This window comes from Rhodanobacter sp. TND4EL1, from assembly GCF_054061035.1.
This window is the reverse complement of the sequence record NZ_JBSSDT010000001.1, coordinates 211640-229572: the sequence shown is the minus strand read 5'-3', so window position 1 is coordinate 229572 and position 17933 is coordinate 211640. Positions and strand designations below refer to the sequence as shown.

At 65.6% G+C, this 17933-nt stretch carries 15 protein-coding genes and 1 pseudogene; 13 read left to right on the top strand and 3 right to left on the bottom strand.

The annotated features are described in order from the left end of the window. Nucleotides 1-64 precede the first annotated feature (64 nt). From ccoN to ACVWWQ_RS01095, 7 genes and pseudogenes are all read left to right on the top strand, one after another. A complete protein-coding gene (gene ccoN / locus ACVWWQ_RS01125; RefSeq protein ID WP_099652270.1) occupies nt 65-1531 on the top strand; it encodes a cytochrome-c oxidase, cbb3-type subunit I in 1467 nt (488 codons plus the stop codon). Between the two features lie 127 nt (nt 1532-1658). Next, nucleotides 1659-2318 (top strand): cytochrome-c oxidase, cbb3-type subunit II, encoded by a 660-nt coding sequence (ccoO, locus tag ACVWWQ_RS01120; protein WP_099652271.1) that lies wholly within the window; start codon nt 1659-1661, stop codon nt 2316-2318. Then, nucleotides 2315-2500, top strand: a complete 186-nt coding sequence (locus tag ACVWWQ_RS01115; protein WP_133950565.1) for a cbb3-type cytochrome c oxidase subunit 3 — start codon at nt 2315-2317, stop codon at nt 2498-2500. The genes ccoO and ACVWWQ_RS01115 overlap by 4 nt, the downstream gene beginning before the upstream one ends. After that, nucleotides 2497-3405, top strand: coding sequence for a cytochrome-c oxidase, cbb3-type subunit III (ccoP, locus tag ACVWWQ_RS01110; RefSeq protein WP_133950567.1), 909 nt, complete (start codon nt 2497-2499; stop codon nt 3403-3405). Before ACVWWQ_RS01115 ends, ccoP begins: the two co-directional genes overlap by 4 nt. Next, nucleotides 3389-3622, top strand: coding sequence for a hypothetical protein (locus ACVWWQ_RS01105; RefSeq protein WP_133950569.1), 234 nt, complete (start codon nt 3389-3391; stop codon nt 3620-3622). Before ccoP ends, ACVWWQ_RS01105 begins: the two co-directional genes overlap by 17 nt. Beyond that, nucleotides 3619-5877, top strand: coding sequence for a heavy metal translocating P-type ATPase (locus ACVWWQ_RS01100; protein WP_133950571.1), 2259 nt, complete (start codon nt 3619-3621; stop codon nt 5875-5877). Before ACVWWQ_RS01105 ends, ACVWWQ_RS01100 begins: the two co-directional genes overlap by 4 nt. Then, a pseudogene (locus ACVWWQ_RS01095) lies at nt 5874-5945 on the top strand (cbb3-type cytochrome oxidase assembly protein); the annotation flags it as partial. The gene ACVWWQ_RS01100 and the pseudogene ACVWWQ_RS01095, both read left to right, overlap by 4 nt. A 67-nt stretch (nt 5946-6012) precedes the next feature. Here ACVWWQ_RS01095 and ACVWWQ_RS01090 read toward each other — a convergent pair. Beyond that, nucleotides 6013-8016, bottom strand: a complete 2004-nt coding sequence (locus ACVWWQ_RS01090) for an acetyl-CoA hydrolase/transferase C-terminal domain-containing protein (RefSeq protein ID WP_457383269.1) — start codon at nt 8014-8016, stop codon at nt 6013-6015. A 66-nt stretch (nt 8017-8082) separates the two neighbouring features. On the opposite strand from ACVWWQ_RS01090, the gene ACVWWQ_RS01085 reads away from it, so the two are divergent. The 3 genes from ACVWWQ_RS01085 to ACVWWQ_RS01075 all read left to right on the top strand — a co-directional run bounded on the left by ACVWWQ_RS01085 (nt 8083) and on the right by ACVWWQ_RS01075 (nt 12549). Then, nucleotides 8083-9552, top strand: a complete 1470-nt coding sequence (locus ACVWWQ_RS01085; protein ID WP_133950573.1) for a phospholipase D-like domain-containing protein — start codon at nt 8083-8085, stop codon at nt 9550-9552. A 106-nt stretch (nt 9553-9658) separates the two neighbouring features. Then, nucleotides 9659-11008, top strand: coding sequence for an exodeoxyribonuclease VII large subunit (gene xseA, locus ACVWWQ_RS01080; protein ID WP_133950575.1), 1350 nt, complete (start codon nt 9659-9661; stop codon nt 11006-11008). 110 nt (nt 11009-11118) lie between these two features. Beyond that, nucleotides 11119-12549 (top strand): aldehyde dehydrogenase family protein, encoded by a 1431-nt coding sequence (locus ACVWWQ_RS01075; protein ID WP_133950577.1) that lies wholly within the window; start codon nt 11119-11121, stop codon nt 12547-12549. 17 nt (nt 12550-12566) lie between these two features. Here ACVWWQ_RS01075 and ACVWWQ_RS01070 read toward each other — a convergent pair whose 3' ends face one another. Next, a complete protein-coding gene (locus ACVWWQ_RS01070) occupies nt 12567-13508 on the bottom strand; it encodes an AraC family transcriptional regulator (RefSeq protein WP_133950580.1) in 942 nt (313 codons plus the stop codon). A 172-nt stretch (nt 13509-13680) separates the two neighbouring features. Between ACVWWQ_RS01070 and ACVWWQ_RS01065 the strand changes: the two genes are divergently transcribed. Then, nucleotides 13681-14736 (top strand): NAD(P)-dependent alcohol dehydrogenase, encoded by a 1056-nt coding sequence (locus ACVWWQ_RS01065; RefSeq protein ID WP_133950582.1) that lies wholly within the window; start codon nt 13681-13683, stop codon nt 14734-14736. Nucleotides 14737-14863: 127 nt separating this feature from the next. Here the strand turns inward: ACVWWQ_RS01065 and ACVWWQ_RS01060 are convergent, their stop codons facing one another. Then, nucleotides 14864-15625: a YdcF family protein gene (locus ACVWWQ_RS01060; RefSeq protein ID WP_133950584.1), complete on the bottom strand. Its 762-nt coding sequence runs from the start codon at nt 15623-15625 to the stop codon at nt 14864-14866. A gap of 133 nt (nt 15626-15758) precedes the next feature. Between ACVWWQ_RS01060 and ACVWWQ_RS01055 the strand changes: the two genes are divergently transcribed. Together ACVWWQ_RS01055 and ACVWWQ_RS01050 are read left to right on the top strand one after the other, a co-directional pair. Continuing rightward, a complete protein-coding gene (locus ACVWWQ_RS01055) occupies nt 15759-17198 on the top strand; it encodes a phospholipase (protein ID WP_133950586.1) in 1440 nt (479 codons plus the stop codon). A gap of 124 nt (nt 17199-17322) precedes the next feature. Beyond that, nucleotides 17323-17820 (top strand): hypothetical protein, encoded by a 498-nt coding sequence (locus ACVWWQ_RS01050; protein WP_133950588.1) that lies wholly within the window; start codon nt 17323-17325, stop codon nt 17818-17820. Nucleotides 17821-17933: the final 113 nt, after the last annotated feature.

Here is a 17933-nt window from a genome sequence, read left to right as displayed (position 1 = left end):
TCGGAGTCAATACGGCGCCTCATGCTTTGCCTAAAATTGCACTGATATCCAGCCGGGAATCCCCATGCCGAACACCGAGTATTACAACGACAGGGTCGTGCGCCAGTTCCTGTTGGCCGCCGCCGTATGGGGCATCATCGGCATGTCCGTCGGCGTCTACGCCGCCGCCGAACTGATGTGGCCTGCTCTCAATTTCGAGATCCCGTGGCTGACCTTCAGCCGGATCCGCCCGGATCACACTTTCGGCGTGATCTTCGCCTTTGGTGGTTCGGCCCTGATGGGTACCTGTTACTACGTCGTGCAGCGTACCGGGCATGCCCGACTGGCCTTCACCAAATTGGCCGGGTTCACTTTCTGGGGTTGGCAACTGGTCTGCGTGCTGGCGATGACCACGATGCCGCTGGGTCTGACCCAGAGCAAGGAATACGCCGAGCCGGAATGGTTCATCGACATCCTGATCGCGGTGGTCTGGGTCAGTTTCGGCGTGGTGTTCTTCGGTAGCCTCGCACGCCGACGCATCAAGCACATCTACGTGGCCAACTGGTACTACGGCGCGTTCATCATTGCCGTGGGCTTGCTGCATATCATCAACAATCTCGCCATTCCGGTATCGATGTTCAAGTCGTATCCGATCTACTCGGGCGTGGTCGATGCGATGGTGCAGTGGTGGTACGGCCACAACGCGGTGGCGTTCTTCCTCACCGCCGGCTTCCTCGGCATGATGTACTACTTCGTGCCGCGGCAGGCCCAGCAGCCGCTGTGGAGCTACCGCTTCTCGATCGTCAATTTCTGGGCGCTGATCTCGGTCTACATGTGGGCCGGAGCGCATCACCTGATGTACACCGCCCTGCCCGATTGGGTGCAGTCGGTCGGCATGGCGTTCTCGCTGGTGCTGCTGATGCCCAGCCTGGGTTCGGCGGCCAACGGTCTGCTCACCTTCAACGGGTCCTGGCATCGGTTGAAGACCGACCCCGCGGCCAAGTTCATGGTGATGTCGCTGGTGTTCTACGGTGCCGCCACGTTCGAAGGCTCGATGATGGCGATCAAATCGGTCAATTCACTGTCGCATTACACCGACTGGACGATTGCCCACGTGCATTCGGGTTCGCTCGGCTGGGTCGCGATGATCACCATCGGCTCGTTGTACGCCATGGCACCGCGCGCACTCGGTCGTCCTGAAATGCATTCACGTTCCAGCATGGAGCTGCACTTCTGGCTGCACATGACCGGCACGCTGTTGTACGTCGGCTCCATGTGGACGGCCGGTGTCACCGAGGCACTGATGTGGCGTGCGACCAATCCGGACGGCGCACTGACCTACGGTTTTCTGGACAGCCTGATCGCGATCAAGCCGATGTACATCATTCGCTGGCTGGGTGGCGTTTGCATCCTGTCGGGCATGTGGGTGATGGCGTGGAACCTGTGGCATACCGCCGCCGATGCCCGCGCGCGGCTGATCAAGCCCATTCCCGTCCCCATCCCCGAGCCGGTGCCGCACCAGGTACCCGCGCCACTGCCGGCCGCTGGCTGAGGACATCGGTTGATGCACTCATCCATGATCGCCGTGTCGACCACGTTTCGTTTTTGTGAACGCAACGCGGTCTTGCAAAGCCAACAGCGGCCATCCATGGCCGCACTCTTCACGTAGAGCTCAAATCATGGCTTACAAGCATTTCGAAGCAATTGAAAAACACGTCGGGCTACTCGCCGTCCTGATCGCGATCATGGTTTCGCTGGGCGGGCTGGCCGAGATCACGCCACTGTTCATGGAGGCGCATTCGGTGAAGGCGCCGCCGGGCGTGAAGCCGTACGACCCGCTGCGGCTGATCGGCAAGGACGTCTATGTGCGCGAAGGCTGCTACCTGTGCCATTCGCAGATGATCCGTGCGCTGCGTTTCGAGACCGAGCGCTATGGTCATTACTCGATCGCGGCGGAGTCGGTCTACGACCGTCCGTTCCAGTGGGGTTCCAAGCGCACCGGCCCGGATCTGGCGCGGGTGGGCGGCAAGTACTCCGACGACTGGCAGCGGATGCACTTGATGGATCCGCGCCAGGTGGTTCCGCAATCAAACATGCCGGCCTATCCATGGCTGGCGCACAACAAGATTGATGCGGCCGACGTGCAGGCACGCATGCGCGTATTGCGCCGCCTCGGCGATCCGTACTCCGACGCCGAGATTGCCGGCGCCCCCGCTGCAGTGGAAGGCAAGACCGAACTGGACGCGCTGATTGCCTATCTGCAGGGCCTCGGCATCAAGAACGAGCCGACGTCAACTGCAGCAGCCAATGCCGCGGCCAGCGACGGAGGCACGCCATGAGCATCAATCCCATCTGGGGTCACGTGGCCGGCGTGTTCATTGCGCTGATGATGATCAGTTTCATCGGCATCTGGATCTGGGCCTGGCGCAAATATCACAAGCCGACCTTCAACCGCATGGCGCACCTGCCGCTGGAAGATGAGCCGGAAACCGATGTACGCACGAAGGAGGACCGCCCATGAGCAGCGGCTGGTCGTTATGGGTGATGTTTCTGGTGGTGCTCAACATGGGCATCACCTTCCTTCTGTATCTGTGGGCACCGCGGGCGAAGATCCCCACCCGCCCCGACGGAACCACCGGACACGTGTGGGCGCACGGCACGATTCTGGAAGGCCTGAAGGCGCTGCCGCGCTGGTGGATCGTGTTTTCCGGCAGCATGTTCGCTGCCGCATTCGTCTATCTCTATCTTTACCCGGGCTTCGGCAACCACAAGGGGTCGCTGAACTGGACCTCGCACGGCCAGCTGCAGCAGGAGGTTGCCGCCAACAATGCCAAACTCGAGCCGCTGATGGAGCGTTTCCGCCTTTATCCGGTGGAAAAGCTGGCCGGTGACCCGGATGCACTGCAGATGGGCAAGGTCCTGTTCGAGGACAATTGTGCGGCCTGCCACCAGCGCAGTGGTCGCGGCAACATCCTGCTCGGTGCACCGAACCTCACCGACAACGACTGGCTGTACGGTGGCAGCGGCACCGACATCACCACCTCGATCCACGACGGGCGCAGTGGCGTGATGCCGCCGTGGGCCAGCCTCGGCGCGGACAACGTGAAGAACCTGGCGCAATACGTGCTGAGCCTGTCCGGTGCACCGCACGATGCCGCGAAGGCGGCCGCCGGCCAGCCCCTGTTCGCCACCTGTGCGGCGTGCCACGGTGCCGAAGGCAAGGGCAACCCGGCACTGGGCGCACCCAACCTCACCGACAAGATCTGGCTGCACGGCGGTACCGTGGCCGATATCGAAAAGACCATCGGCGAAGGCCGCCAGGGTCACATGCCCGCGTGGAGCCCGCGCCTGAATGACGATCAGATCCACGTGATCGCCGCTTATGTCTACCAGATGTCGCATCCGGCCAATGATCGCGGCCCATGACCCGTCCACCCGCCAGGGATCGGCGTGGTACCGGCAGCCCATCGCGTGGCTGGGGATCTTCGTGTTCGTGGCGTCGATGGCAGGTTGTGTGTGGCTGATCGTGGTCGGCAACCGCTATGCCGACATTCCGCTGGACACCTCGCACACCGTGTTCGGCGTACCGGTCAGCGCGCACAGCAGCCCTGCGCCGCCGCCCACCGCTGACCCGCCGCAATGAACACCTACGCGGCGTGGGCCCATCCGCAACTCGCCGCGCAGGTCTTGCGCCCCCGCCGCGACGGTTGCAGCGAGATCGCGCTATCGGTCGAATCACTGACCGATGCACGCCGGATACTGCGGATGGAACAGTTGATCCGCTCCCTGCCCGGCGTGCAGCGCGTCGCCATCGATCGTCCGGCGCGACGGGTACGGGTGGTGCTGGACACCGGCCGCACGCCGTTGCCTACCCTGCTGGCGAATTTCGAGTCGGCCGGTTGCCCGGCGCAACCCCTGCAGCACGACAGCATCGACGATGTCCGTTCGCAGGAACAACACGATGCACTGAAACGCCTGCTGGTGGCCGGCATGTGCTCGATGCAGGTGATGACCTACGCCTTCGTGATCTACATCGGCGTGGTCGACTTCGTGGACTTCAGCACGCGCAACCTGTTCCGCTGGCTCGGGCTGCTGACCAGCGTGCCGGTGGTGTTCTACTCGGCCCTGCCGTTCTTCCGCGGGGCGGTGCAGGAACTGCGCGAGCGTCGACTGGGCATCAACGTTCCCGTGGCGCTGGCCGTGGCGTTGGTCTTTCTCGCCAGCATGTTCAATACCCTGCGTGGCAGCGGCGAGATCTACTTCGACTCCGTCACCATGTTCGTGACCCTGTTGCTGGGCGGCCGCTACCTCGAACTGCGCTCGCGCCACCGCAGCGGGGCGATGGGCGACGCGGTGATCGACGGAACGCCGCTGCTGGCGGAACGCCGGCGCGCGGATGGCGACCTGGAGACCGTGCCGGCGATGACCCTGCTACCCGGCGATCGCGTGCACATTGCTGAAGGCACCCGCGTACCGGCCGACGGCGTGCTGCAAAGCGCGGACGTTCGTCTGGACGAAGCCCTGTTGTCAGGCGAATCACGTCCGGTTCGACGTGTCCGCGGCGAACGGTTGGTGGCTGGCAGCGTGCTGCTGTCCGGTCCGGCCGAACTGATCGTGGAGCACGGTGGCACGAGTACCACGCTGGCACGTCTCGGTGAACTGGCCACGCGCGCACGTCAGGCACGCACGCTGGTGGCCGCCAGCGACCGCGAGATCGGTCGCTTCGTCGCCCGCGTGCTGGGCCTGACCGTGCTCACCGCGCTGGGCTGGTGGCTGGTCGACCCGGGCCGCGCCTTCGAATCGGCCGTGGCGGTACTCGTAGTCGCTTGCCCGTGTGCGTTCGCCCTGACCCGGCCCGCCACGTTGACCCGTGCGCTGGGTGTGCTGGCCGCTCGCGGCGTCCTGGTCACCAACGGCGACGCCCTCGGTCGGCTGGCCGAAGTCGATTACGCGATGTTCGACAAGACCGGCACGTTGACCGTGCCGCAACTCGATCGCCGCGCGGTGGAACCGCTTCGCGGCGACAGCGTCGAGTCTGTCTTGCAGCTGGCGGCGGCACTCGCGCATGAAAGCTCGCATCCGCTGACTCGCGCATTGGCCGACGCCGCGCGCCTGCAGGCATTGCCGCTGCAGGCGCAATCGGTGCAGGTGACCGCCGGGGCGGGTATCAGCGGCGAAGTGGCCGGTCGCGCACTGTGGCTGGGACGCGCCGAGTTTGCGCTGGCATCCAGCGGTCATCCGTGTCCGTCCCACGCCAGCGATGCCTTGCTGTTGAGCGATTCGGATGGCGCCATCGCAGCCTTCCATCTCGACGAACAACCGCGCGCCGACGCGCACCAGGTGCTGGGTCTTCTGCGCGCCGACGGCGTGGCCATCAGCATGGCCAGCGGCGACGCCACCAGTCGCGTGGCGGCCATGGCCGACCGCCTCGGCATCGCCGACTGGCACGCGCGGCAAGCGCCCGCGGACAAGCTCCAGCGCCTGCAAGCCGCACACGCGCCTGGCCACACCACACTCGCAGTCGGCGACGGCAGCAACGACGCACCGCTGCTGGCTGGTGCCGATGTGTCGGCCGCGCTCGCCTCGGGTACCGAACTGGCACAGGCCCACGCCGACCTGCTGCTGATGGATGGGCGCCTCGGTGGCCTGATCGACGCCCGCTCGATCGCCCGCCAGCTGCAACAGGTCACCGCCCAGAGCCGGCGCTGGGCGCTGGCCTACAACCTCTGCGCGGTACCGTTTGCCGCCTTCGGCATGGTGCCGCCGTGGCTGGCCGGCATCGGCATGTCGCTCAGTTCGCTGGTGGCGGTGTTGAACGCACTGCGGGTGGGCAGGAACGACACGCTTTCGGAGCAGCGTTCCGGACCGGGCACGGGTGTCCGCGAGTTGCCGGCATGAATATCCTGCTGGTTCTGATACCGGTGACCCTGGTGATCGTGATCGTCGCGGTGCGACTGTTCTTCTGGGCAGTCAACCATCAGCAATTCGACGATCTCGACAGCCCGGCGATCCTGCCCTTGCTGGATGAACCCGCTACGGATTCGTCCGCTGGGGATCCGCCGCCGGCGGCAACGCCAGCGCCCGCTCCGGCGGGGGTGTCTGGCGACGCAAAGCCACCTGAAGCAGGCGGCGCTGGAAGCGATCGGCCAGGCTGACCGGTTCGCTCAGGCCCATCCGGGTCATCGCCTCCGTTTCGCCCGGCACGACTTCGCCGGGGCGACACAACGCTCCCAGCAGACGCAGCTTGCCGCGCCAGCTGCCGTTGGCATGCTTGAGCCATTCCAGCGCCGGCAGAAGACGCTGCTCCACGTCATTGAAGTCGCTGCCAAACGGAAATTTCGGCAACAGGCCATGCTGCTGGAGCGGCGCCAGCATCTTGTGCAGATGACGTGGCAGATGCTGACGCCAGTGTTCGGGGATCACGAAATCCGCGGCCAGCTTGCGGTGGGCCTTCGCCTCAGCGCACAGCGCATCGAGGAAGCGCGCGTCGGTGATCGAGAGCATCGCCTCGATGCACTCGCTGTCGCTCTTGCCGCGCAAATCGGCAATGCCGTATTCGGTGATGACGATGTCGCGCAGGTGCCGCGGAATGGTGGTTTCGCCGTAGTTCCAGCGGATGTTGCTCTCGATTCCGCCGCGACTGCTGCGGGTGGCGCGCAACAGCAGCACCGAGCGCCCATCGGGCAGTTCGTGCGCCATCGCCACGAAGTTGTACTGGCCACCAACGCCGCTCACCACGCTGCCGTCTTCGAGCGTGTCGGACACCGCCGCGCCGAGTGCGGTAGCCATCATGCAGGTGTTGAAGAAGCGGGCGCCACGCCGCTGCAACATCGCCAGTGATTGATGGGTACCGTAGAGCTGGTTGACGTTGGATACCGCGCACATGTCGATCGCGTCGGGATCGGCTGCCTCGGTGGCATGCAGCCATTCGTACAGTGCCCGCGAACCGAGAAAGAACGCACCTCGCAGGTAGTGCCCGCCAGGCGTTTCCAGGTTGAGCCGGTCGGCCGCGGCGGCGCGTTCCAGCGCCAGGTTGTTCCAGCTGCGTCGCTTGAGAATGCCACCGCGCTGCAGGTGCATGAAGCCGTCCATCACCATCTCGCTGGCGCCGTACAGGCCCGCCTCGAAAGGCGCCAGGCCGCCCTGCCAGCCAGCCAGCGCATGGGTGACGCCCGCCGGATCCAGCGCCACCAGCGCGCGGCGCCACTGGATGTTGTCCTGGTGTCGCAGCAGCAGCGCCTTCACCAGCGCGTCGGACAGCGCGCCAATGCCGATCTGCAGGCAGCCGCCATCCTGGACCAGCGCACTCGCATGCAGTCCCAGCGCATATTCGGCCAACCCGACCGGCGAGCGCGGCAACGCGAACAGCGGCGGGGATCTTTCCGGGCGGAGCTCCACGTCGAAATAGCCCTCCGCAACCTCGGCTTCCCCGCCCAGGTAGGGCAGATCCGGATGCACCACGGCCACGCACATCGGCCGGGGCTTGCCGGCAAGCTGCGACAGGCGCAGAAAATCCAGGGTGAGATCCGGATTGCACGAAAGACTGTAGTGCACGCCATCGGGCCCTTCACGGCGCGCCACCAGTTGCACCAGCAGGTTGATGTCCTGCACCACCAGATCCCGTGCGACGTGCGTGTAGTTCTGACTGATGTAGCTGCGCTGCGCGCTGCCCGAATGCAGCATCGCGCCCGACTGCAGGTAGAACTCATGCACTTCGACATTGGCCGGCAACGCATCGCGCGCCTGATCCAGCGCGTATTGCGGATCAACCGCATCGGCGCCGAAGTGACGTTCGAGAAACGGCTGCAGAAAACGTCGCTCGAGCCCGGGCGCCGGCTGGGGCCGGGTCAGTGACAAGGCGGTGTACAGCCGCATCGAACGCGTGGCGTCCGCACCCACCAACGCATACAGGGCGTTGAGCAAGCCGTGCGGCTTGCCCAACCCCAACGGCGCGGCGATGCGCAGGTCAGGCCCCAATGCGTCGGCAAGGTGGCGTGCACAGGCATCGGTGTCGGTATAACAGTGCTCGATGGGCATGCGCGCGATCATGCCAGAAGCCCGGTGATGGCGGCGCGGCGGCAGGCCATCGCCTACACTCGTCGCATGCCTACACCTCTGATCCCACCGACCCCCAGCCGCCTGCTTGCCGAACAGGCGCTGAGCCGCGCCGCCGGCGCGCCCTTGCTCAGCGGCAATGCCGTGCAACTGCTGATCGACGCCGCCGCCCATTACGACGCGTGGCTGGCCGCCATCCGCGGTGCGCAACATCGCGTGCTGCTGGAGAACTACATCATTCGCGACGACGAGGTGGGCCGCGCTTTCCGCGATGCCCTGGTCGATCGCGCCCGCTCCGGCGTGTTCGTCGTCGTGATCACCGACTGGGTCGGCTGCCTGGGTCAGTCGCGCAGCGCCTTCTGGGCACCGCTGCGTGCGGCCGGCGGCGAGGTGCGGGTGTTCAATCCACCCAAACTCGGCCAGCCACTGGGCTGGCTCAGCCGTGACCATCGCAAGCTGCTGGTGATCGACGGCATCATCGGTTTCCTTTCCGGCGTATGCATCAGCGCCAAGTGGCTGGGCGACGAAAAGCGCAACGTGCCACCGTGGCGCGATACCGGCGTGATGCTGCGCGGGCCGGCAGTGGCCGAGCTCGAGGCAGCGTTCGCGCAAAGCTGGGGCGAGACAGGAACAGCGTTGCGGGCATTGTCGGCAGCACCTGAAACCGACGCACCGGCGGGCGATATCTCGTTGCGCCTGATTGCCACCCAGCCTTCCACCGCCGGCATGTACCGGCTGGATCAGCTGATCGCCTCGATGGCACGCAAGACGCTGTGGCTGACCGATGCCTACTTCGTCGGCGTGGCGCCGTACGTGCAGTCGCTGATCGCCGCCGCCCGCGATGGCGTGGACGTGCGCCTGCTGGTGCCGGGCAGCAGCGACATCCCGGCGGTGGCCGGCATGTCGCGCTCGGGTTACCGGCCGTTGCTCAAGGCCGGCATCCGGGTGTTCGAGTGGAACGGTTCAATGCTGCACGCCAAGACGGCGGTGGCGGACGGACAATGGGGCCGGGTCGGCTCATCCAACCTGAACATCGCCAGCTGGCTGGGCAATCACGAGATCGACGTGGCCGTGGAGGACGCCGGCTTCGCCGGCCAGCTCGCCGCCCAGTACGAGAAGGATCTGGGCAACGCCACCGAAATCGTGCTCGCCCCGCGTCGACGCCGCCACGGCAACGGTGAGAGCGAACGGGTCTGCAGCACCGAGGCGCGCCCGCCCCGGGTACGCCATGGCGGCGGCAGTTCCGGTCGCGCCGCCGCCGGCGCGTTGCGCATCGCCAACAGCGTCGGCGCCGCGCTGACCAATCGCCGGGTGCTTGGCGACACCAGCAGCAGCCCGTTGATGATCGGCGCGGGTGTGCTGGTCGTCCTGGCCGTGGTGGCCTTCCTGTGGCCGGCGTGGATCGGCTGGCCGTTCGGCGCCATCGCCCTTTGGTTTGCGCTTAACCTGGGCATACGCAGCTGGCGCGTGCGCAAGCGGCGCGGACGCGAACTGCGTGAGGCAGGCGACGACGACTGAGCGGGGAAAGCGCCCGATCACATCTTGATGCTGTTCCTGCGCTTTCCACCTCAAGCGGATGTTTTCTCACAATTTGATACGGAGCACATGCTAGGCTCACGCCCTTATGTCAGCGCCGTACCATCAGACAGAATCACGCCACATCCTCACCCCCAGCTCGCTCAACCGGCTGGTGCGCGACCTGCTGGGTGATGCCCTCCCGCAGGTGTGGATCGAAGGCGAGCTGTCCAACGTGGCCAAGCCCGCCTCGGGGCATCTGTACTTCACCCTGAAGGACAGCGGCGCCCAGGTGCGCTGCGCGATGTTCAAGATGAAAGCCTCCGCCCTGCGCTTCCGTCCCGCCGACGGCATGCAGGTGCTGCTGCGCGCCAAGGTCGGCCTGTATGAGCCGCGCGGCGAGTTCCAGCTGGTCGCCGAATACATGGAGCCGGCCGGCGAAGGTGCGCTGCAGCGCGAGTTCGAGCAGCTCAAGGCGCGACTTGACGCGGAAGGCCTGTTCGATCCGGCCCGCAAGCGCGCCCTGCCCGCTTACGCGCGGCGCATCGGCGTGATCACCTCGGCCACCGGCGCGGCCGTACGCGATGTATTGAGCGTGCTGGCACGCCGCTGGCCACTGGCCGACGTTGAAGTCCTGCCGGTGCCGGTGCAGGGGCGCGAGGCGCCGCCGGCGATCGTGGCGATGCTGCGCAAGGCATCGGCCAGCGCGCGCTACGACGTGCTGCTGCTGACCCGCGGCGGTGGTTCGCTGGAAGATCTGTGGGCCTTCAACGAAGAAGCCGTTGCGCGGGCGATCCATGCCAGCGCCGTGCCGGTGGTCTCCGCCGTGGGTCACGAGATCGACTTCAGCATCGCCGACTTCGTCGCTGACCTGCGTGCGCCCACGCCCTCGGCGGCCGCCGAATTGCTGGTGCCTGATGCCGTGGCCGTGAATCGCCATCTGCAGCAGTTGCAACAACGTCTGGCCACCTTGCAGCAACGCCAGTTGCAGGCCCATTCGCAACGTCTCGACCATCTGCTGGCCCGGTTGCAGGCCCAGCGCCCGCAGGCGCGGCTGGCGCGCGATGGCGAACGACTCCAGCATTTGCGCCACCGGCTGATGGTGGCGCTGCGCGAGCAGAACCAGCAACGCCGGACCCGACTCGAACGCGTGCACGCCCGCCTGCTCAGCCGACACCCGGGCGCGCAGCTGCCGCTGCTTCGACGTCGCCTCGCCGAACAGGACCAACGCCTGCATCGCGCCATCGCACAGATCCTCGAACGACGGCGAACCGCGCTGCGCCACGCCGGCCATGCGCTGCAGTCGATCAGCCCGCTGGCTACGCTCGAGCGCGGTTATGCGATCGTGTTCGACGCCGACGGCAACGTGCTGCGCTCGGTGAAAAACGTCGCGCCCGGCACGCCATTGCGTGCCCGCCTGGCCGATGGCGAGCTGCCAGTGCGGGTCAGCGAAGACTGATCCCTCCCGCCGCCGGTTGGCCGTCCGTCATCGCGGCATGACGCCACGCGGATTATGCTGGCGCGTGGCCACGTTCCGCCGTGGCGCAACCCAACACAGAGGATGTCGTCGTGCTCAGGAAAACCTATCCGTACTACCTCGCCAACCGCCCCCAGACCTCGAAGGTAATGCTGGACGTGCGCGACAAGTACAGCGGCAAGGTCGCGACGCGCGTTGCCGTACCCGATGCCAGGGCCACCGAAAAAGCGATCGTCGCGGCCGTGAAAGCCACCCGGCCGATGCGCGACTACAAACCGTGGGCGCGTCAGGCCGTGCTGCAACACTGCGCGCAGCGCTTCAGCGAACGCCGCGACGAACTGGCCGAGGCGCTGTGCATCGAGGCCGGCAAGCCGATCAAGGATGCGGCGGGCGAGGTGACCCGCTTGATCGAGACTTTCCGCATCGCCGCCGAGGAAGCCGTGCGGATCAATGGCGAGACCCTGAACCTGGAACTGGCTTCGCGCCTGGACGGCTATCACGGCTACACCAAACGTGTACCGCTGGGGCCGGTCTCTTTCATCACGCCGTTCAACTTTCCGCTCAACCTGGTCGCCCACAAGGTGGCCCCCGCGATCGCCGCCGGCTGTCCGTTCGTGCTCAAGCCGGCCGAGAAAACCCCGATCGGTGCGCTGATCATCGGCGAGGTGCTGGCCGAAACCGATCTGCCCAAGGGCGCGTTCTCGATTCTTACCCTGGACGGCGCACACGCTGCACCGCTGGTCGAAGACGAGCGCTTCCACCTGCTCTCGTTCACCGGTGGCCAGGTCGGCTGGGATCTCAAGGCCCGCGCCGGCCGCAAGAAGGTGGTGCTGGAACTCGGCGGCAACGCGGCGTGCATCGTCGATGCCGACCAGGGCCCGAAGCTCGACAAGGTGGTCGAACGGCTGGTGTTCGGTGCCTTCTACCAGTCCGGCCAGAGCTGCATCGGCGTGCAGCGCATCTACGCCCACGCCGATGTCTATGACGCACTGAAGCGCAAGCTGGTGGCCGCCACGAAGAAGCTCAAGGCCGGCAATCCGAAACAAAAGGATGTCTTCCTCGGCCCGATGATCGACGAAGCCGCCGCCACGCGCCTGCACGACTGGATCGTCGAGGCGAGGCAGGCTGGAGGGAAAATCCTCTGTGGCGGCAAGCGCCACGGCAACATGCTGGATGCAACGCTGATGGAGAACGTCCCGAACGACGCGAAGGCCAATCGCATGGAAGCCTTCGGCCCGTTCGCCCTGCTCGCCCCGTTCACGCAGTTCGACGACGCCATCGCGATGGTCAACGACTCGGACTTCGGCCTGCAGGCCGGCATCTTCACCGACAGCCTGGATCACGCCATGCGCGCCTGGAACGAACTGGAGCAAGGCGGCGTGGTGGTCAACGACATCCCCAGTTTCCGCGTGGACAACATGCCCTACGGCGGCATCAAGCTCTCAGGCCTGGGCCGCGAGGGCATCCGCTACGCGATCGAGGACATGACCGAAATCCGGCTGATGGTGATGCGCGAATCGTGAGCCAAGCCGGACCAGGCTCAACCGACCAGCGACACTGCGCCGGCGCGCCGCAATTGTTCCACGTCGCGCAGTGGCGGCGCGCCGAACAGTCGGCTGTATTCGCGACTGAACTGTGACGGACTCTCGTAGCCTACCCGGTGCGCCGCAGACGCCACGTCGCCGTGGCCAGCCATCAACAGGCGGCGGGCCTCCTGCAGGCGTAGTTGTTTCTGGTATTGCAGCGGGCTCATCGCCGTGATCGCACGGAAATGGTGGTGCAGCGAAGACGGGCTCATGTTCACGGTGCCGGCCAGCATCTCGATGCGCAGTGGTTCGTGATAATGGTTCTTCAGCCAGTCGATCGCGTGCGAGATCTGCTGGCTGCGGCTGCCGATGGTGGCCACATGGCGCAACCGCTGTCCCTGCTCGCCGTTCAATAGGCGGTACAGTAGTTCGCGCTCGATCAGCGGCGCCAGCACCGGTAGATCCGTGGGCGTATCGAGCAGGCGAACCAGTCGCAGCACGGTGTCGAGCAGGTCCTCGCTGAGCGGGTTCACGGCCATGCCGCGAACCGTCTTGGCAGACGGGGCGGAAAGATCCGTGTCGGCCAGCAACTCGGTGATCACGCGTACGTCGAATCGCAACATGGCGCACAGGTAGGGCCGCTCCGGCGAGGCGTCGATCACCTGGGAAGATACCGGCAGGTCGATCGAGGTGATCAGGTAGTTGGTCTGATCGTAACGATAGGTTTCATCGCCCAGCAGCGCCTGCTTGGCACCCTGCGCCACCAACGCCAAGCCCGGCTCGTACATCGCGCACATCTGTGCACCCGGCTCGCCGGCACGATAGAAATTCAGGGCTGGCCACGCCGTGGGGTGATGGCCGTCGACGCTGGTAGATCGGTCAATGATGGCTGCCAATTCCGCTCGATCGCGCTCCAGGCGCGTACTCGGCTCGATGGCTGGAAATGGGGGCTTCATGGCATTCGACAGAGTTTGGGGACGACGCAAGCTTGCCTGTTCCTGCAAGCTGGTGCGAGTACGCGACACCAGCTTTGCAGGATCAGGCAAGGATCTAGCAGGATCTGGCTACCGGTCCGCGCAGTGCGCTGCGCATACTCCAGCTTCCTCGTCACGTCCCCAGGAGAAACCCATGCCTTTGACTACCCGTGGCTACGCTGCCCAAAACGCCACTGCACCGGTGGCGCCGCACACCTTCGAACGGCGCGATCCGCGCCCGGATGACGTGGCGATCGACATCCTGTACTGCGGCGTCTGCCATTCCGACCTGCACCAGGCCCGCAACGAGTGGCACAACAGCATCTACCCGATGGTGCCGGGCCACGAGATCATCGGCCGGGTCAGCGCGGTCGGCGCCGAGGTAAGCAAGTTCAAGGTCGGCGACATGGTCGGCGTCGGCTGCATGGTCGACTCCTGCCAGCATTGCAGCTCCTGCGCGAAAGGCCTGGAACAATATTGCCTGGAAGGCCCCAGTTGGACCTACAACGGCATCGATCGCCGTGACGGTCAGCCGACGCTCGGCGGCTATTCCGAGCGCATCGTGGTGTCGGACAAATTCGTCCTGAGCCTTCCGGGCAAGCTCGATCCGAAATCCGCTGCACCCTTGCTGTGCGCGGGCATCACCACCTGGTCACCGCTGCGCCACTGGAAGGTCGGCAAGGACAGCAAGGTGGCGGTGGTCGGCCTCGGCGGCCTTGGCCACATGGGCCTGAAATTCGCCAAGGCGCTCGGTGCCAATGTCACCCTGTTCACCCGCTCGCCGGGCAAGGAAGAGGAAGCCCGCCGGCTCGGTGCGGATCATGTGGTGCTGTCGACCGATCCTGCACAGATGACGGCCGCGGTCGGCCGATTCGATTTCATCCTCGACACCGTGCCGAACCCGCATGACATCAACCCTTATATAACGACGCTGGCGCTCGACGGCGTGCATTGCCTGGTTGGCCAGCTGCAGCCGCTGGACCCGCCGGTCAATGCCAGCGCGATGTTGTTCCACCGCTACTCGATCGCCGGGTCGGGCATCGGCGGCATCGCCGAAACACAGGAGATGCTGGATTTCTGCGCCGAGCACGGCATCAATGCCGACATCGAGATGATCAACATCCAGGACATCAACGAAGCCTACGAACGCATGCTCAAGAGCGACGTGCGTTATCGCTTCGTGATCGACATGGCTTCGCTCGGCCAGTAACCCGACAAACCCACCACCTCGTACGGCGGGCATTGCCCGCCGCCTTGCCCAGGCTGGCGCAAGGCATCAAAGAGGGCGGACAGCGCCCGCCCTGCGTGGCTTGCGTGCGTGGCGGTCATGCGGTGATTTACAGCGAGCCGGGCCGCGTCGCCTGCACGTTCCAGCCCATCGCGTTGTACCAGCGATAGCGCGCGATGCCGGCGTATTCGTGCAGCGCCAGATCAGTCATCGCGAAGTTGTACGACAGCGGCAACCATGAAGTGATGCCGCTGACGTAATCGGCGCGCACCGGCGTGGCATGAATGCCGAAGTGGTTGAAGTACAACATGCCGCGGCGCAGGTGGAAGCCGGAGGACACCAGCAGCACACGATCCGGTTGCTCACTTGCGAGCAGCGGGCCACTGAACTGCGCGTTCTGCCAGGTATTCATGCTGCGCGGTTCCAGCAGCAGGTCGGCGGCATCGACGCCGAGCCGCTGCAAGTCACCGGCATAGATCGCGGCCTCCGACTGGCCAAGCCCGCGCGCGTCCCCGCCGCTGACCTCGACCTTGCACTCGCGCACGGCCTGCCGGCACTCTCGATACAGCATCGCCGCCCTGGTGATGCGCCCGTAGGCAAACAGGCTGGCCTCGACCTGCGTGCCCTCACCCACCCGTACCGTGCCCGCTCCCAACAGCACGATGGCATTGCGCTGACCCCAGGCCACCGGCGCGGTTACCGCAACATCCGCTTGCAGGCGCGTCAGCAGCCAGATCGGCAACGGCCCGCAACCTGTCACCAACAACAGCGCGACCGCCAGACCGAACAACACGCGACTGCAGCGGCGCCAGCGCAGCAAGGACAGCGCCGTCGCCAACACGATCAGGATCAGCAACACGTTCAGGGTCATCGGCAAGCCAGTGGAGGATGGAGGGCACTGCTGCCATTATGGCGGCACCCCGCTTCAACCTGATGATGGGCCGCGCCGCACCAATGGCTGCGTGGCCGTTGCCTGGAATGGATCAACGCATCGGAGTCTGCGCATGACCACCCTCGTCTTCGTGCACGGCTGGAGCGTCACCAACACCTCCGCCTACGGCCGCCTGCCCCGGCAACTGCAACAGCACGCTGCGTCCGCCGGGCTCCCGCTGACCCTTGCCGACATCTGGCTTTCCGAATATGTGAGCTTTGACGACGCGGTGACCATGGGCGACCTGATACGCGGGTTCGACCATGCCCTGCGCGACCTGCATCTGCGCGACGCCAGTTTCGCCTGCATCACCCACTCCACCGGCGGCCCGGTGATCCGCGAATGGCTGCGCGCGCAACGCGACCGACCCGCCACGCACAGCACGATCCGGCTCAGCCATCTGGTGATGCTGGCGCCGGCGAATTTCGGCTCGGCGCTGGCACAACTCGGCAAGGGCATGCTCGGTCGGCTCAAGGCATGGTTCGGCGGCGTGGAACCCGGCCAGCGGATACTCGACTGGCTGGAACTGGGCAGTGCCGGATCGCTTTCGCTCAACCTTGACTACATCCACAGCGACGACCCGCTGAGTCGGGGCCAGTTCCAGTTCGTGCTCACTGGCGACCGGCCGGATCGCAAACTTTACGACCAGCTCAACAGCTATACCGGCGAAGACGGCTCCGACGGCGTGGTGCGCATCGCCGCGGCCAACCTCAACGCCCATCACGCGGTGTTGTCGCCCCAGTTCAACAGTGCCGGCGGCATCGACACCCTGGCGCTCAACCTCAGTCGCGGGCCGCGTTGCGCATTCAAGCTGATCGCCGGAGCCGCGCATTCCGGCGATCGGCTGGGCATCCTGGCCGCCGCGGCGCCGGAAACGGTGGCCGCCATCCTGTGCTGCCTGATGGTACGCAGCCCCGATGACTACGGGGCGCTGTGCGACGCATTCGAGCGCGAGAACGCGGCGCGTGACGCTGACAAGGTCGAGCTGGAGCCGGCTGGTCCGTTTGCACCACGAGTACACATCCACGATCCACGCAGCCTGCTGATCGTGCGTCTCACCGACGAGGCCGGCGAACCGCTGACCGGCGCCGGCTTCCTGCTGACCGCCGGCGCGCCGGCCAGCGCCGACCTGCTGCCGGAAGGCTTTCTGCTCGATCGTCAGGCCAATTCGAAACAGCGCACCACCATCTCGCTGTTCCTCGACCACAGCCTGCTCGCCGGCGACGGTCGCGTGGCCGATCCGCGCAACAGCCGCAAGACGCTGAGGCCTGCGGTTGCCAGCCATCGTCCCTATGGCGCCAGCGTGCAGCCGGTCGATCTTGCCGGACTGGTCCATCACGCCGTGGCGCACAGCGCCGCCGGCGATGACCTGTTCGCCATCCTCACGCCACACCAGACCACCGTGCTCGATGTGGTGCTGCCAAGAAAAGTCCGCGAAGGCGTGTTCCGGCTGACCGGAAACCTGTCGCCGGAGGACTTCCGCAAACCCGTGCCGGGTGCCGTGATCGGGTAAGGCGCCGGGTCAGTCATCCGTCGATGGCTGGCGTCCGCGATTCGCATGAAGTTACGATGGTGCCCGCGCAGCGCCATCCAGGGCTGTGCACATGGAGTCCGTCATTCAATCAGGGAAGAAAAACATGAAGAAGGTGATCCTGCTGATCATCGTGATCGCAGCGTCTGTGTGGTACTTCGATATCAGCCGCAAGATGACGGAAACCTCGATTCGCGAAAGCTATCAGGCACAGATGGCAGCGCTGCAACGCTTCGACGCCGAGCAGTTGTGCAACAGCCTTGACGACAGCTACAGCGCCACGGTGGTTGAACGTGGCTCGGGCAAGACTTCCACCGCAAACGACAAGGCTGGAACCTGTGCCGAGCTCACCCGCACCATGCGCCGATTCAAGACGCTCAGCGAACGCACGGGGGGCATGATCGAGCCGGATTACGACTACCAGATCCGCTCCATCTCGCTGTCACCCAACCGCAAGCTCGCCACAGTCGAAGTGGACACCAAGGTACGCATGGGCAACATGACGCTGGCCCGCTCCAGCTCGGTCGAGCACCTGATACGTCGCAACGGTCGCATCCTCAGCACCGGCGGCGAAGCGACGGTGTGGGCCTTCAACCCCGAATAGCCTTGCGCGAGCCATGCCTTGCCGCACCGTCGGCAACGAGAGCTGACCGCCCCTGAGTGGTGGCGGTATGCAGCGCTGCAGATCGGCGATACTGCGTCTTCGCGGCGTCCGCG

Excerpts from the sequence above, each read along its gene's own strand:
- ccoP (WP_133950567.1), top strand. The coding sequence starts at position 2,497 with ATGAGCAGCGGCTGGTCGTTATGGGTGATGTTTCTGGTGGTGCTCAAC.
- ACVWWQ_RS01070 (WP_133950580.1), bottom strand. The coding sequence starts at position 13,508 with ATGAAGCCCCCATTTCCAGCCATCGAGCCGAGTACGCGCCTGGAGCGC.
- ACVWWQ_RS01105 (WP_133950569.1), top strand. The coding sequence starts at position 3,389 with ATGATCGCGGCCCATGACCCGTCCACCCGCCAGGGATCGGCGTGGTAC.
- ACVWWQ_RS01050 (WP_133950588.1), top strand. The coding sequence starts at position 17,323 with ATGAAGAAGGTGATCCTGCTGATCATCGTGATCGCAGCGTCTGTGTGG.
- ACVWWQ_RS01100 (WP_133950571.1), top strand. The coding sequence starts at position 3,619 with ATGAACACCTACGCGGCGTGGGCCCATCCGCAACTCGCCGCGCAGGTC.
- ACVWWQ_RS01085 (WP_133950573.1), top strand. The coding sequence starts at position 8,083 with ATGCCTACACCTCTGATCCCACCGACCCCCAGCCGCCTGCTTGCCGAA.
- ACVWWQ_RS01060 (WP_133950584.1), bottom strand. The coding sequence starts at position 15,625 with ATGACCCTGAACGTGTTGCTGATCCTGATCGTGTTGGCGACGGCGCTG.
- ccoO (WP_099652271.1), top strand. The coding sequence starts at position 1,659 with ATGGCTTACAAGCATTTCGAAGCAATTGAAAAACACGTCGGGCTACTC.
- ACVWWQ_RS01115 (WP_133950565.1), top strand. The coding sequence starts at position 2,315 with ATGAGCATCAATCCCATCTGGGGTCACGTGGCCGGCGTGTTCATTGCG.
- ACVWWQ_RS01065 (WP_133950582.1), top strand. The coding sequence starts at position 13,681 with ATGCCTTTGACTACCCGTGGCTACGCTGCCCAAAACGCCACTGCACCG.
- ACVWWQ_RS01090 (WP_457383269.1), bottom strand. The coding sequence starts at position 8,016 with ATGCCCATCGAGCACTGTTATACCGACACCGATGCCTGTGCACGCCAC.
- ACVWWQ_RS01055 (WP_133950586.1), top strand. The coding sequence starts at position 15,759 with ATGACCACCCTCGTCTTCGTGCACGGCTGGAGCGTCACCAACACCTCC.
- xseA (WP_133950575.1), top strand. The coding sequence starts at position 9,659 with ATGTCAGCGCCGTACCATCAGACAGAATCACGCCACATCCTCACCCCC.
- ccoN (WP_099652270.1), top strand. The coding sequence starts at position 65 with ATGCCGAACACCGAGTATTACAACGACAGGGTCGTGCGCCAGTTCCTG.